This window comes from Pseudomonas sp. MM211 (assembly GCF_020386635.1).
GTDB lineage: Bacteria > Pseudomonadota > Gammaproteobacteria > Pseudomonadales > Pseudomonadaceae > Aquipseudomonas.
The window spans coordinates 1,281,930-1,296,210 of the sequence record NZ_CP081942.1; the positions used below are offsets into that span (position 1 = coordinate 1,281,930).

12 protein-coding genes are annotated in these 14,281 nt (G+C 61.7%); 10 read left to right on the top strand and 2 right to left on the bottom strand.

The window, feature by feature from the left end; all coding sequences use genetic code 11:
* Window positions 1-53 precede the first annotated feature (53 nt).
* From K5Q02_RS05725 to K5Q02_RS05735, 3 genes are all read left to right on the top strand, one after another.
* Entirely contained in the window at window positions 54-578 is a 525-nt protein-coding gene (locus tag K5Q02_RS05725) for a dihydrofolate reductase (RefSeq protein ID WP_225839587.1), read from the top strand.
* 77 nt (window positions 579-655) lie between these two features.
* Window positions 656-1,300 (top strand): YitT family protein, encoded by a 645-nt coding sequence (locus K5Q02_RS05730; RefSeq protein WP_225837268.1) that lies wholly within the window; start codon window positions 656-658, stop codon window positions 1,298-1,300.
* Window positions 1,301-1,546: 246 nt separating this feature from the next.
* Complete coding sequence (locus K5Q02_RS05735) at window positions 1,547-3,808, top strand: TonB-dependent siderophore receptor (RefSeq protein WP_225837270.1); 2,262 nt, start codon at window positions 1,547-1,549, stop codon at window positions 3,806-3,808.
* A gap of 292 nt (window positions 3,809-4,100) precedes the next feature.
* Here the strand turns inward: K5Q02_RS05735 and K5Q02_RS05740 are convergent, their stop codons facing one another.
* Entirely contained in the window at window positions 4,101-5,477 is a 1,377-nt protein-coding gene (locus K5Q02_RS05740) for a uracil-xanthine permease family protein (RefSeq protein ID WP_442963967.1), read from the bottom strand.
* A 229-nt stretch (window positions 5,478-5,706) separates the two neighbouring features.
* Here K5Q02_RS05740 and K5Q02_RS05745 point away from each other — a divergent pair, with 229 nt between their 5' ends.
* From K5Q02_RS05745 to tauD, 7 genes are all read left to right on the top strand, one after another.
* Complete coding sequence (locus K5Q02_RS05745; protein ID WP_225837274.1) at window positions 5,707-6,684, top strand: SMI1/KNR4 family protein; 978 nt, start codon at window positions 5,707-5,709, stop codon at window positions 6,682-6,684.
* 187 nt (window positions 6,685-6,871) lie between these two features.
* Entirely contained in the window at window positions 6,872-7,342 is a 471-nt protein-coding gene (locus K5Q02_RS05750; protein ID WP_225837277.1) for a hypothetical protein, read from the top strand.
* Between the two features lie 3 nt (window positions 7,343-7,345).
* Window positions 7,346-7,864, top strand: a complete 519-nt coding sequence (locus tag K5Q02_RS05755) for an ankyrin repeat domain-containing protein (protein ID WP_225837279.1) — start codon at window positions 7,346-7,348, stop codon at window positions 7,862-7,864.
* 272 nt (window positions 7,865-8,136) lie between these two features.
* On the top strand, window positions 8,137-9,120 hold the full coding sequence (gene tauA, locus K5Q02_RS05760) for a taurine ABC transporter substrate-binding protein (RefSeq protein ID WP_225837281.1): 984 nt from the start codon (window positions 8,137-8,139) through the stop codon (window positions 9,118-9,120).
* Window positions 9,121-9,189: 69 nt separating this feature from the next.
* Complete coding sequence (locus K5Q02_RS05765; RefSeq protein ID WP_225837283.1) at window positions 9,190-9,978, top strand: taurine ABC transporter ATP-binding protein; 789 nt, start codon at window positions 9,190-9,192, stop codon at window positions 9,976-9,978.
* Window positions 9,968-10,783: a taurine ABC transporter permease TauC gene (gene tauC / locus K5Q02_RS05770; RefSeq protein WP_225837285.1), complete on the top strand. Its 816-nt coding sequence runs from the start codon at window positions 9,968-9,970 to the stop codon at window positions 10,781-10,783. Before K5Q02_RS05765 ends, tauC begins: the two co-directional genes overlap by 11 nt.
* Before the next feature lie 31 nt (window positions 10,784-10,814).
* Window positions 10,815-11,654 carry a taurine dioxygenase gene (tauD, locus tag K5Q02_RS05775; RefSeq protein WP_225837287.1) on the top strand — a complete coding sequence of 280 codons (840 nt, stop codon included), beginning with the start codon at window positions 10,815-10,817 and terminating at the stop codon, window positions 11,652-11,654.
* A 114-nt stretch (window positions 11,655-11,768) separates the two neighbouring features.
* On the opposite strand, the gene K5Q02_RS05780 is transcribed toward tauD, so the two are convergent.
* Window positions 11,769-14,210, bottom strand: coding sequence for a TonB-dependent siderophore receptor (locus tag K5Q02_RS05780; protein ID WP_225837289.1), 2,442 nt, complete (start codon window positions 14,208-14,210; stop codon window positions 11,769-11,771).
* Between the last annotated feature and the right edge of the window lie 71 nt (window positions 14,211-14,281).

The window sequence follows — 14,281 nt, forward strand, 5'->3', positions numbered from 1 at the left end:
TGGCGTGGCGATGACAGTGCAGCAAGTCATGCGGCGTGATGCGGCCCTCTGCTATGCTCGCCGCCATGACGACTCGACTCCCTCTCTGCCTGATCGCCGCCCTCGCGGAAAACCGCGTGATCGGCCGCGACAACCAATTGCCCTGGCACCTGCCGGCCGACCTCAAGCACTTCAAGGCCAAGACTCTTGGCAAGCCGATCATCATGGGTCGCAAGACCTGGGATTCTCTCGGCCGTCCGCTGCCAGGGCGGCTCAATCTGGTGGTCAGCCGCCAGTCCGGCCTCAAGCTGGAAGGCGCCGAGGTGTTCGCGACCGTCGCGGCCGCTCATCAACGGGCCGAGGCCTGGGCCCGCGAGCAGGGCGTCGACGAAGTGATGCTGATCGGCGGCGCCCAGCTGTACGAACAGGCGCTGACCATTGCCGACCGCCTGTACCTGACCCGCGTGGCGTTGCAGCCCGAGGGCGACGCCTGGTTCCCGGCGTTCGACGAGGAGCAGTGGCAGTGCACGGAGCGTGACCACCAGCCGGCTACCGATACGGCGCCCGCGCACAGCTACGAGACCTGGACTCGCCTGTAGTCCGCCCCCTTATATATTCTGATTCGCCACCCTGACCCGGTGGCGTTTTACCTTGTGCGCCCAGTGAGAGATACACCATGAACGACACCCCGGACGCTGGCGAGCGAGAGACGATTGCCGACTTCTTCGTCCGTCATCCACTCTGGGAAGATGCGCTGGCGCTGATCCTCGGCACCGCCATGGTCGCCCTGGGCATCACCCTTTACAGCCACGCGGGCCTGTTGACTGGTGGCACGGTGGGGCTGGCCTTTCTGATCAAGTACCTGGCCGGCTGGCCGTTTGGCGCGGTGTTCTTCCTGCTCAACGTGCCATTTTACGTACTGGCGATCTGGCGCATGGGCTGGGCATTCACTCTGCGTACTGTCTGTGCGGTCGGCCTGGTGTCGGTGCTGGCCGAACTAACGCCGCACTGGATCACTTTCGCGGCGCTAAACGAACTGTATGCCGCACTGTTCGGTGGCTTTGCCATGGGCCTGGGCTTGCTGATGCTGTTCCGTCACCGTGCCAGCCTGGGCGGTGTGAACATCCTCGCGCTGTATCTGCAGGAGCGCTTCGGGTTGCGCGCCGGCGCCGTGCAAATGGGCGTGGACGCTGCCATCGTGCTGGCGTCGATCTTCGTCGTCGCCCCGGAAAAGGTCGCGCTGTCGGTTCTCGGTGCCGTGGCATTGAACATGGTGCTGGCCATCAATCACCGCGCCGGCCGTTACATGGGCGTGAGCTAACAGACGACTCGGGCATCGCCCACGCTTGATAAGAATCGCGCAATTTCTCTCGTCGAGCTGCCATCGATCGTGTGGTATGGCGCCGTTCGCCTTCCCCCTCTTCGTCACCGAATCCTCGTGCCCGGAGGTTTGTCCGCAGGGAGACGTTACGCGCAAAATTCTGTAATAAGATTTAAGGCGCTAATGAGAAGTGATATCGTTAATGGCTCTGCGTATCACTTAACTCGAAAACAACAGGAGACTCCCATGAATCCCCATACCACGGCGGCCTTTGGCTGTGCCCGGCGTCCGGCTCCCGGGGCCCCTAGCCTGCTGGCTGTCGCTATCACCCTGGCCGGCATCGCAATGCCGCTGATGGCCGACGCGCAGCAGGCCGCGCAGAGCGATAGTGCAAATACCGTGGTACTGGAACCTCAGAGCGGAGTCCTCGAACTGGATGCCACCTCGGTGACCAGCAACCAGCTCGGTACCATCACCGAGGAATCCCAGTCCTACACGCCGGGCTCCATCGCCACTGCGACTCGCCTGGTACTGACACCGCGCGAAACGCCGCAGTCGATCAGCGTGATCACCCGCAAGCACATGGATGACTTCGCACTGAACAGCATCGACGATGTGATGCGCCACACGCCGGGGGTCAGCATTGTTACGTACGACACCGAGCGTAACGAGTACTACTCCCGTGGTTTCGCGATCAATAACTTCCAGTACGACGGCATTCCGATGACCCGCGACGCGGGGTACTCGTCGGGCAACACGCTCAGTGACATGGCGATCTATGACCGCATCGAAGTGTTGAAAGGTGCGACTGGCCTGCTGACCGGTAGTGGTGATCCGGGCGCGACCATCAACCTGATCCGCAAGAAGCCGACACACGAATTCAGCGGCCACGTCACACTGGGTGCCGGTTCATGGGATACCTATCGCAGCGAGCTGGACGTCGCCGGGCCACTCACCGAAACCGGTAATGTGCGTGGTCGTGCGGTCGCTGCCTATCAGAACAAGCATTCGGCCCAGGATCGCTACGAGCGCGAAACCCAGGTCTTCTATGGAATTCTCGAGTTCGACCTGGACGAGAGCACCCTGCTGTCGGTGGGGGCGGATTATCAGGACAGCAACCCCGAGGGGTCGACCTGGGGTGGTAACCCGATCTTCAACGGTGATGGCGATTTCAATAAGGTCTCGCGCTCGTTCAGCAATGCCGCTGACTGGAGCCATTGGGATCAATACACCCGCACGGTTTTCGCGACCCTGGAGCGCCAGTTCGACAGCGGTTGGGTGGGCAAGATGCAGCTCAATCACCAGATCAATGGTTATGACGCCGCGCTTGGGGCCGCCGCCGCCGGTAACCCGGATCCGGTTACCGGCGCGGGGGTTGGCCTGTGGTTGGGCAAGTATGTGGGTAAAACCACCAGCGATGCCGTGGATGTATACGGCAGCGGCCCTTTCCAGCTGTTCGGGCGTGAACATGAGTTGGTCGTTGGTGGAAGCGTGAAGCGCAGCCACTGGGAAAATGATGGCAAAGGCGCTCCGGCGGATTACACAGGCTCCGTGGGCAACTTCTACGAATGGCGTGGCGATATCCCCGAGCCGGCCTGGGAGTACACCGGTGAAGACGACCGGGTGACCTGGGAGAATGGCCTTTACACGGCCTCACGCTTCAATTTGCGTGATGACCTGAAATTGATACTGGGTGCTCGCTTCGCCAACTACCGAAGCGTCAACAAAGGCAGAAGCATCTACAACCCGCCTGTCACGCATCAAACCCAGACCGAGACTGGCGTGGTGGTTCCCTATGCCGGGCTGATCTACGACCTGAACGACAACTTCTCCGTTTATGGCAGTTACACCAGTATTTTCAAACCGCAATCCATCCGTACCGTTACCGGTTCGGCGCTTGATCCGCTCGAGGGTGATAACTACGAGCTGGGTATCAAGGGGGAGTTCTACGACGGCCGCCTCAATACCAGCCTCGCCTACTTTGAGGTCCACCAGGACAATTTCGGCGTTCAGGTTGGCAACGTGCAGAACTCCAACGAAGTCGCTTACAAGGCCGCAGATGGCGTAATCACCAAGGGCTATGAAGCAGAGCTTTCCGGTGAGCTGATGCCCGGCTGGCAGGCCCAGCTCGGCTACACGCACAAGATCGCCAGGCAGGATGGCGACAAGCTATCCACCGTCGAGCCGGAAGACCAGTTCAGCGTGTACACCAGCTACAACTTCAAAGGGCAGCTCGAACCCTTGACCATCGGCGGCGGTGCGCGCTGGCAGAGCAGAAGCTGGGGCTCGGTGTGGAACGCGCCACGTGGTGGCAACGAGGACTTCGGTCAGAGCGCCTACTGGTTGGTGGACGCAATGGCCAAGTACCAGGTGACGGACAACCTGTCCGCGACCCTGAACGTCAACAACCTGCTGGACAAGAAGTACCTGACCATCATGGACTTCTACAGCGTTTACTCCTGGGGCGAACCGCGCAACGTGATGCTGACCACCCGCTACGACTTCTAGGTCGCCTGCCAGGTACGAAGAGGGCCGCTTATGCGGCCCTTTTCATTGGGGGTTGGCCGATGCACGATCACTATGCCCTCGACCCGTCGCGAATGCTGCTCTCGATACCGCCCTTCACAAGGGCCGCTATCGTTCCTCCCCCCGATGACCGGAATGGATAATCACGCCATTCCGTAGGAGCCGGCTTGCCGGCGATTAGCGGCCATAGCACGCATCGCGGGGCGGCCCGCGATCGTATCGCCCGCAAGCGGGCTCCTACAGATATGGCGGGTGCACGTGCCCGGTGCCTGGATCAGCGATCGCTCTGCTCGCCCTTCGCCGGGCTTTCCGGCAGGAACCAGTTGAGCAGCAGGGCGCAGATGCCTCCGGTGGCCACGCCGGATTCCAGTACGTTGCGCAGCGCCGCCGGCATATGGGCGAGGAACTCCGGTACCTGCGACACGCCAAGGCCGAGGGCCAGGGACACGGCGATGATCAGCAGCGCGCGGCGATCCAGATCGATGCCCGCCAGGATGTTGATGCCCGAGGCAGCCACGGCGCCGAACATCACCATGGCCGCACCGCCGAGTACCGGCTCCGGTACCGCCTGGATGACCCCGGCCACTGCCGGGAACAGGCCGAGAATCACCAGCATCAGGGCGATCCACACGCCGATGTGGCGGCTGGCGATGCCGGTCAGCTGAATCACGCCGTTGTTCTGGGCGAAGATCGAGCTGGGGAAAGTGTTGAACACGCCCGCCAGCAGCGAATTGACGCCGTTGACCAGCACGCCGCCCTTGATCCGCTGCATCCACAGCGGGCCTTCGACGGGCTGCTTGGACACCTTGCTGGTGGCGGTCACGTCACCGATGGCCTCCAGGGAGGTCACCAGATAGATCACCAGCATCGGGATGAACAGGCTCCAGGAAAAACCGAGGCCGAAGTGCAGGGGCATTGGCACCTGGAACAGCTCGGCCTGGTGCATGCCGGTGAAGTCCAGGCGGCCCAGGTAACCGGCCAGCGCATAGCCGACCAGCAGGGCAATGACGATTGCGCAGCTGCGCATCCACACTACGGGAATGCGGTTGAGCACCACGATCACAGCCAGCACCACGCCGGACAGCATCAGGTTCTCGCCATTGGCGAAGGTGCCGTTGGACATGGCGCCGTAACCACCGCCCATGCTGATCAGGCCGACCTTGATCAGCGTCAGGCCGATCATCAGCACCACGATGCCGGTGACCAGCGGGGTAATCAGTTTTTTCACGAACGGCAGGATGCGCGAGATACCGATCTCGACGAACGAGCCAGCGATCACCACGCCGAAGATCGCCGCCATCACCGCTTCGACCGGCGTGCCCTGTTTGACCATCAGCGCGCCGCCGGCAATCAGCGGGCCGACAAAGTTGAAGCTGGTGCCCTGCACCACCAGCAGCCCGGCACCCAGCGGGCCAAAGCGACGGCACTGCACGTAGGTGGCGATACCGGAGATCACCAGGCTCATGGAAACGATCAGGTTGGTGTCGCGGGCCGACACGCCCAGCGCCTGGCAGATCAGCAGGCCGGGGGTGACGATCGGCACGATGATCGCCAGTAGATGCTGCAGTGCGGCGAGGATCGCCACCAGCGGACGCGGGCGGTCTTCGAGGCCGTAGATCAGTTCGTCACGCTTCGGGTCGGCTGGTTGCATGGTGGTCACTGCCTGGAAAAACGGCGGATTCTACGGGTTGGCCGGGGCAAGCCCAAGTGGCATTCACAAGGCCGAATGAAACACCGCGGGCGCCGGGGTTGCGAACCTTCCCCCGCGGAGGAGAGTCTGACGCCCGAACATGACTTTCGACCGGTAGAAAAGGCGTACGCATGAACAGGATATTGAAAGCCGCTGGCCCGTGTGCCAGCGAAGCACAGGCGGTCGGAGCATGAGCGATTTTCCGGACGATATCGACCTCCAGGCGTTCTGGGATGATAGCGCCTACGCACGTAAGGAATTCACCGATGCGCCACCCGGCGACGCGCTGATCGCCGAGCTCGAAGCGGAGCTGGGCTACCGTTTGCCGCCTTCTTATGTCGCCTTCATGCGGCGGCACAACGGTGGTACGCCGCACATGTGCTGCTTCCCCACCGACGAGCCGACCTCATGGGCCGAGGACTACGCCGCTATCACCGGGTTCCTCAGCATCGGGCGCCACAAGCGGTATTCCCTGTGCGGCGAACTTGGCAGCCGTTTCATGATGCAAGAGTGGGGCTACCCGGATATCGGCGTGTACATCTGCGACTGCCCGTCCGCCGGCCACGACATGGTCGCTCTCGACTACCGCGCCTGCGGTCCTCAGGGCGAGCCCCAAGTGGTGCATGTTGATCAGGAAAGCGACTACCACATCACCGTTCTGGCCAAGGATTTCGAGACGTTTGTGCGCGGGTTGGTCAGCGAGGAAGCGTTCGATACCGCCGAGGAGGACTTCCAGGCAGACCTGCACCGGGTGACCGAGGGCGAGTTCTCCGAGATGCTCGCGCCACTGCTGGACGACTTTCCGCCGTTTCCGCGCATCGACGAAGCAGTCCGCGCGATCGCCCTGCAACTGCTCGAGGAAAAACGCTATTTCGCCCTGCATGCCGACCCGCTGTCATACCTGCTGTATGACGTGCAGTTCTGGGTTTACCAGCACCGCCAGCGCGTCGAGAGCCGCCAGCAATACCTGGACGCCTACTCGCCAATGATCGCCTTCGACGGACGTGGCTTCAGCACCTGCGGCTATGCACCGGGTTTCGTCGAGGACTGGTTCAAGGCGCGTTTCAACGCCCGCGAGCTGATCGAGAGTCGGCATGGCATCGTATTCAGCGAAGCGCACACCTTGCTGGTGACCGAGCAGTTACTGGGATTTCTCGTAGAGGGCTAGCCTAAGTCGGCGGCCTTTTTGAAAGCCCTGGCCATGGGGTTCTGTTCGATAAAGCCGCAGCCTCGCGAGGCTCTGCATAGCCAGCGGAAGTGTGTCGCGATTTGGTCATGCAGTGCTGCAGGTTTTCCAGGCAGTCGCTTAATATTGGCCGACTGAACGCCGTCCCACGAGATGCCAAGGAGGCCCTATGAGTAGTTACATCACACTGCGTACATTTTCAGCGGAAGAGCTCTTGCTGGGCGAGGAAGAAACGCGACAGGTGCTCAAGTTCTTCTTCAAGGCTGAGCACACCTTAATCGATGGTTTAACCATGAGTGACAACGCGCGTGGTTTTGCACAGGGGTTACTGGTCGAAGCTATCGATGCCAGCTATGCGATGGGCTACGTGGAGGCACTGTTCAGAAGTGCCGCCAATCCGAATCAGGGGCCGGTGAAGGTCATCAAGGCCTTTGGCAAAAAAGCGGCCAGGCACTGGTTCAAGCATGCGTCGAGCAACGACCTGATGAATGTGAAGGTCTACGAATCGGTGGTGTCGACTATCGCGCGCAATTTTCGCTCGATACTGCGCACGGAGTTGGCCAAGACTAGAACCGAGCGCCCCCATGGCGCCATACTGGCGTACCAGGCGCGGCAGCCCAGCGACAGGGTCTGGGGATAACGCATGAAAAAAGCACGTAGCGTACTTTACGGACTTTCTGCGCTGGTGATCGTCGCGGCTGCCGGCGGCAGCTACCTGCTCGCCACCCAGTCGATGGAGCAACTGGTGCAATGCGGCACCGAGGACAGCGATGCGCTGGTGCCGTCGTTGTGCGTGAGCTACTTGAAACTGCTCCGGCTGGATGCTGTTTCCATCAGTGAATTGCAGGCTGGTGCGGGGCTCGATGGCGTGCTCAACAGCCAGGGAGACAATCGCTATCAGGTCGCCGAGCTGTTGCTGCAGAACGGCCTCGATGTCGACGGCGTCAATCACTACGGTGTCGAGGGTGGCGAGCACCTCACGCCACTGCAGGCCGCTATTTATTACAACGACAGACAGCGCATCGAGTTTCTGTTGCGACACGGCGCCGACGCTAGTGTGCGAGACAGTCAGGGGCGTGATGCCCTGGCGCTGGTCGGGCACCTGAGCGCAGAGCACCCTGGTGAGGATCGGTCTGCGTTGCTGGCATTGTTCAAGCGCTGAGCGATATCGGAGGGAGTACCGCCTATATTGCCCAAGGCGTGAAGTGGGAGTGGCCATGCTTGCGGGGCTGGCGGATGGTTTCTGTGCACCTTCGGGGTGAACTCACCCTCGCCGCCGCTCTGGCTCGCGGGTGTTACGGACAGCGCTAAGCTAAGCGTTAAATGTTATTGGTTTTATATTTCTTATAACCATAAATTCTCCTCCATCAGCGCCGTGGTGGCGCTTCGGCAGCTGGGATCAACCGCAGCGGTGCCACTTGCGAGGAGTCGAACGTGAAACGAACCATCAAAGCCCTGCTGCTCGCTGTCGCTGCAGCCACCGCCGTTCAGGCCCATGCCGCCGACATCGTGATCGGCTATCAGACTGGCGTGGATCCATCCAAGGTCGCCCAGGCTGACGGTGCCTACGAAAAAGCCATCGGCGAGAAGCTCGATTGGCGTCGTTTCAACTCCGGTGCCGACGTGGTAACGGCCTTGGCTTCCGGTGACGTACAGATCGGCAACCTCGGTTCCAGCCCGCTGGCCGCCGCCACGTCGCGCAAACTGCCACTGGTGACCTTTCTGGTCGCTGCCGAAATCAATGCTGCCGAGGCGCTGGTCGTACGCAACGGCAGTGGCATCGACAGCCCCGAGCAACTGGTCGGGAAGACCATCGCCACCCCCTTCGTTTCCACCTCCCACTACAGCCTGCTTGGCGCTCTGAAGCACTGGAACATCGACACCACCAAGGTGAAGATCGTCAACCTCAATCCGGCCGAAATCAATGCGGCGTGGAAGCGTGGTGACATCGACGGTGCCTTCGTCTGGTCGCCAGCACTGGGTGAAATCAAACGCAGCGGCAAGGTGCTGACCGATGCGGCTGAGGTCGGTAAATGGGGCGCGCCGACGTTCGAGGTCTGGGTCGCTCGCAAGGATTTCGCCGACAAGCACCCTGAAGTGCTGGCCAAGTTCGCTGGCGTGACCCTCGATGCCTTCGCCGACTACCAGGCCAACGTCGCCACGTGGACGGCCGACTCCGAACAGGCGGGCAAGATCGCCAAGCTGATCGGTGCCAACGCCGCCGACATCCCCGAACTGCTCGCCGGCTCCGCCTACCCGACTGCTCAGCAGCAAGTCAGTACCGACCTGCTGGGTGGCGGTACTGCCAAGGCCATTGCCCGCACCGCTGAGTTCCTCAAGGAACAGAAACGCATTCCCGCTGTGCTGCCTGACTACTCGCCCTACGTAAGTGCTGAGTACGTCCGCCAGGCGCAGTGAAACCAGAGCTACGTTCAAGCCACTTTTCGCCCCTCTCCGGAGGGGCTTTTTTACTTTGAGGAGTCGACCATGAGCCGACTGAGCGCCGAGCGGGTCAGCTTGAGCTTCAAGCGTCGCGGTCATTCGCAGGTCATCTTGGATAATTTCGATCTGCAGATCGAAAAGGGCGAGTCCGTGGTGGTGCTCGGCCCGTCGGGCTGCGGCAAGTCCAGCCTGCTCAACGTGCTGGCAGGCTTTCAGCCACCTGGCAGCGGCCGCGTGCATATCGATGGCCGCACCCTCGAAGGCCCGGGCGGCGATCGCGGTGTGGTGTTTCAGGATGACGCGCTGATGCCCTGGCTCGATGCCCTCGACAACGTTGCCCTGGGGCTGCGCCTGCGTGGCCTGAGCAAAGAGCAACGTCACGCCCGGGCACGTGAGGTGCTCGAGCTGGTCGGTCTGGCCAGCCATGCTCATCATCAGATTTCCGAACTGTCGGGCGGTCAGCGTCAGCGCCTTGGGCTGGCGAGGGCGCTGGCGGTCGATCCGGACTTTCTGCTGCTCGACGAACCCTTCGGTGCCCTCGATGCGCTGACCCGCGAGCGCATGCAGTTGCTGCTGCTCGACGTCTGGAAGCGCACCGGCAAGGGCCTGTTCCTGATCACCCACAGTGTCGACGAGGCACTGTTTCTCGCTACCGAACTGATCGTGCTGGACGGCCCGCCTGCCCGTGCGGTGATTCGCCGGCAACTGCCGTTCGCTCGGCGTTACATCGCCGGTGAGCCGGTGCGTTCGATCAAGAGCGATCCGGCCTTCGCCGAGCTGCGCCAGGAACTGCTCGATCTCTTCCTTCAGGAGTCCGCCGACCATGCCTTCTGATGCGCTGAAAAACACCCTGAATGACCGCAACCGCCGTTTCGTGATCCGCTTCGACCGTCGCCGGGTGGCCGCTTTCGGTACCTTGGCGGCGTTGGCGAGCCTGTGGTGGCTGGCAACGCACCTCGGCTGGGTCGACACCATCTTCCTGCCTGCCCCCGAACAACTGCTGGTGGCCCTCAAGGGGCTGCTGCAGGACGGTTATCTGGATGCCACGCTTTGGCAGCACCTGAGTACCAGCCTGGGGCGCGTGCTGGTGGCGCTGTTGGCTGCGGTCGTCACGGCCATTCCGCTGGGAGTCGCCATGGGCTTGAACCCGACGCTCAACGCCGCGCTCGACCCGCTGGTGGAGTTCTATCGACCGATCCCGCCGCTGGCCTACCTGCCGTTGATGGTGATCTGGTTCGGCATTGGCGAGCTGTCCAAGGTGCTGCTCATCTACATGGCGCTGTTCGCGCCGCTGCTGATCGCCACCGTGGGCGGCGTGCGCAGGGTCGACAAGGCACGTATCCAGGCGGTGCGCTGCCTGGGTGCCAGCCGCTTGCAGGTGGTGCGCCACGTGATCCTGCCCAGCGCGCTACCGGACATCCTCACCGGCCTGCGCATCGCCCTGGGTGTCGGTTGGTCGACGCTGGTCGCTGCGGAGCTGATCGCAGCCAATCAGGGCCTGGGCTTCATGGTTCAGTCTGCCGCGCAGTTTCTTGCCACCGACGTGGTGGTGGTCGGCATCCTGTTGATCGCCAGCATCGCCTTGACCATCGAACTCGGTTTGCGCGCGCTGCAAAAGCGCTTCGCCTCCTGGAACTGACTGCTGAACGGGACTGAATAGAGAAAGACCTATGACCATCTTATTCGAACGTATCGGCCAGGCCCTCGGCGCGCGCGTTACCGGTGTCGACCTGAGCCGCCCGCTGGATGCTGAAAGCTACGCCAGCTTGCGCCAGGGGCTGCTTGAACATCAGGTGTTGTTTCTGCGTGATCAATTGCTGACGCCGCGCCAACAGCGTGATGCGGCAGCCATGTTCGGTGATCTGCATATCCACCCGATCTATCCGAAGATCGAAGACCAGCCAGAAGTCCTCGTCCTTGATACCGAGCTCAATGACCTGCGCGACAATGCCCTGTGGCACTCCGATGTGTCCTTCATCCAGTCGCCGCCGCTGGGCTCGCTGCTCAGTGCACGGCACGTCCCGGCTCATGGCGGCGACACGCTGTGGGCCAGTTGCTCGGCCGCCTACGAGGGATTGTCCGCACCGATCCGGCAACTGCTCGACGGCCTGACCGCCGTGCATGACCTGACCCTGTCGTTTCCCCTGGAACGTTTTGGTACTACGCCCGATGCACTGGAAAAATGGAACGCCGCTCGGGCGGCGAATCCGCCGGTCACACACCCGGTGGTACGCGTGCACCCGGAAACCGGCCGCAAGGGGATTTTCGTCAGCGAGTCCTTCACCACCCGGATCGTCGAGTTGGAGCCGGGCGAAAGCGATGCACTGCTGAAGATGCTCTTCGCACAGATCGCCAAACCGGAATTCAGCGTGCGCTGGCAATGGCGCCAGGGCGACCTGGCGTTCTGGGACAACCGCCTGACCCAGCACTACGCCTGCGACGACTATCGCCCGCAGCGGCGCATCATGCACCGCGCGACGATTCTGGGGGATCGGCCGTTCGGGCCTTGAAGTATCTGCAGGCCATAAGCTTCAGGCGGCAGCTCGAGCCGTGGGAGCGGGCCATGACCGCGATTCGTGCGCATGGCGCACTCCCACAGATAACGGTGTAGGGGCGATCCAGGCTTAGAAGCTGTACTTGGCTGAAACCGTGAAATTGCGAGGTGCCCCATAGACGCTTCGACCACCGAAAGGCTGGCTGGCCAGGCCTTCGTAGTAGGTCTTGTCGAGCACATTGTTGACGCTCAGTTGGGTCAGTAAATGCTTGTTGACCTGATAGCTGGCCATCAGATCCACCAAGGTATAGGCATCCTGCTCGACCAGTGACGGCTGGGTGATGCCAGTGGCCGTATTGGTATAGGTTCCGACGTTGTAAGTGCGGTTCTGCCGGTATACCGAACCACCGATTTTCCACCGGCTCAGGTCACCAGGGAGTCGGTAGTAGGTGCTGAGTTTGAACAGGTGTCGGGGCACATCCGTATCGAACAGACGCCCGACATTGCTCGGGTCGCTGTCCTGTTTGTATTTGGCCTGCGTATAGGTGTAACCGGCCGCCACCTCCCAATTGGGCATGAGAGTACCGTTGAGCTCCAGGTCGATACCCTGGCTGCGAACCTTGCCCGATGCTTCATAGCAGGGCATGCCGTTACAGCCGGTATCGCTGACCAGACGGCCCCGGTTTTCCTGATCGATCTGAAACAGTGCTGCGCTGGCATTCAGCGCGCCACCGAAGTATTCCCCCTTGACGCCCATTTCGTAGTTCTTGCCGGTGATGGGTTCGAGCAGGCTCTGGTCGATGGTGATCGACGTCTGCGGTTGAAAGATGTCCGTGTAGCTGATGTATACCGAGTGCTGCGGATTCAGCTCATAGACCAGTCCCCCATAGCGAGTCACTTCGCGTGCAGTGTTGTAGTGGACGCTGGGGTTGTTGCGAATATCCTGATCGTAGGCGTACCAATCCAGACGCCCACCCAGGATCAGCTTGAGTGGATCGGTCAGACTGAGCCGGGTGGTCGCGTACAGGCTCTTCTGCGTGGTTTCGGTAAGCGTGCCGTAGGTATGAGTGACGTTCTCCGGCTTGGGTCTCGCGCCTGAATCCCAGTTGCCGAGGTCGGCAATGCCGAAGTTGGGCGCGTAACCGCCGCTGGTTTCCTTGCTCGACTCGCGATAGCTGCCGCCGAGAACCAGTTCATGCTCGCGTCCCAGCGCCTGGAACGGGCCGCTCAGGTAACCGTCATAGCTGGTCTGATCGTAGGTGGAGTTCTGCTGGACGGTGCGCTGCTGCCAGGTATTGCCGGTGGGCCGTACGAAGGAGGCGAGGATATCCGACGTCGTCCAGTTCTTCACCGCAGCCAGGCGCAGGTTCCAATCATTATCGAAGTGATGCTCGATTTCGGCGAAAACACCTTTGGTGTCCTTGTCCCAGTACTCCCAGTCGTTGCCGAAGTAGGTGGATCGGGACAGCCCCAGGTCACTGCCATCCGGGCCGACCGGTATGCCGCCCCAGGTGGTGTTGTTATTGTCGTTCTGGAACGAGCCGCCCAGGGTCAGCATCGTGCGCTCGCCGAGGTCGATCTCGGTAATGCCGTAGAGCAGGCCCAGTTCGCTGGACTCGACGTCACGGAAGCTGTCCTTGTCGTTGTAGCTGGCGACCATACGCCCGCGAACCGAGCCGCTATCGTTTAGCGCGCTGGAGGCGTCCAGCTCGCTGCGGTAGTTATCCCAGCTTCCGGCGCTGCCGGATACGCTGACTTTGGTGTCGCGGGTCGGCCTTTTACGCACCATGTTGATCGCCGCCGAGGGCGTGCCGGCGCCCTGCATCAGGCCAGTGGCGCCGCGCACGATTTCCACCCGGTCGTACATGGCCAGGTCCGGCGATGGCACGAAGTCGCCGTCATAGGACGTGGGCAGGCCGTCGTACATCAGGTTCTCGACCTGAAAGCCACGTGAGTAGATCAGTGGGCGCACGGCACTGAACTTCTGCACCGTCACGCCCGGGGTGGATTTCAGCGCATCCTCGAGGGTGATCATGTTCTGATCGTCCATACGCTGGCGAGTGACCACGGTGACCGACTGCGGGGTTTCTCGGGTGGTCAGCGCCAGCTTGGTCGCCGTGCGCATGGCACCCGTGGTGTAGGAGCCGCTACTCTCGGTGGTTTCGCCCAGGCCGCTGGCGTTGATACTGGTCGCGCCCAGCTCCAGTGCATCGCTGTTATCGACTGTTTTTCCCAATATATAACTGCCGCCGGCATTGCTTGCTTGCAAGCCGCTGTCTGCAAGCAACGTGGCAAATCCCGCCTCCACCGAATAGGCACCCTGCAGCCCCTTGGACTGACGGCCATTGGTTTGCGCGGCATCGAACGACAGGGCTACACCGGCCTGGCTGGCGAAGCGGCTGAGCACTTCGGTGAGCGAGCCGGCGCCGATGTTGTACTGCCGGACGCTGGCGCTGCTGCTCGCTTGAGCCGGCTCAGCGGCATAGGCAACAGGTACGGCAAAGGCGGCGCTGCTCAGCAGGGCAGCCTGCAGATGCACCGCCAGGCGGTTGCGGATCAATGGATGCAGCATGGTGTCTCCCCGATTGGTGTGGCCAATCGGGCCACTGATGCAGCGAAAGCCGAATGGGGAATGGAAAAAGT

What these genes read in the sequence shown, in the direction of transcription:
- K5Q02_RS05725 (WP_225839587.1), top strand. Translation starts at nt 54, where the DNA reads ATGCTCGCCGCCATGACGACTCGACTCCCTCTCTGCCTGATCGCCGCC.
- K5Q02_RS05730 (WP_225837268.1), top strand. Translation starts at nt 656, where the DNA reads ATGAACGACACCCCGGACGCTGGCGAGCGAGAGACGATTGCCGACTTC.
- K5Q02_RS05735 (WP_225837270.1), top strand. Translation starts at nt 1,547, where the DNA reads ATGAATCCCCATACCACGGCGGCCTTTGGCTGTGCCCGGCGTCCGGCT.
- K5Q02_RS05740 (WP_442963967.1), bottom strand. Translation starts at nt 5,477, where the DNA reads ATGCAACCAGCCGACCCGAAGCGTGACGAACTGATCTACGGCCTCGAA.
- K5Q02_RS05745 (WP_225837274.1), top strand. Translation starts at nt 5,707, where the DNA reads ATGAGCGATTTTCCGGACGATATCGACCTCCAGGCGTTCTGGGATGAT.
- K5Q02_RS05750 (WP_225837277.1), top strand. Translation starts at nt 6,872, where the DNA reads ATGAGTAGTTACATCACACTGCGTACATTTTCAGCGGAAGAGCTCTTG.
- K5Q02_RS05755 (WP_225837279.1), top strand. Translation starts at nt 7,346, where the DNA reads ATGAAAAAAGCACGTAGCGTACTTTACGGACTTTCTGCGCTGGTGATC.
- K5Q02_RS05765 (WP_225837283.1), top strand. Translation starts at nt 9,190, where the DNA reads ATGAGCCGACTGAGCGCCGAGCGGGTCAGCTTGAGCTTCAAGCGTCGC.
- tauC (WP_225837285.1), top strand. Translation starts at nt 9,968, where the DNA reads ATGCCTTCTGATGCGCTGAAAAACACCCTGAATGACCGCAACCGCCGT.
- tauD (WP_225837287.1), top strand. Translation starts at nt 10,815, where the DNA reads ATGACCATCTTATTCGAACGTATCGGCCAGGCCCTCGGCGCGCGCGTT.
- K5Q02_RS05780 (WP_225837289.1), bottom strand. Translation starts at nt 14,210, where the DNA reads ATGCTGCATCCATTGATCCGCAACCGCCTGGCGGTGCATCTGCAGGCT.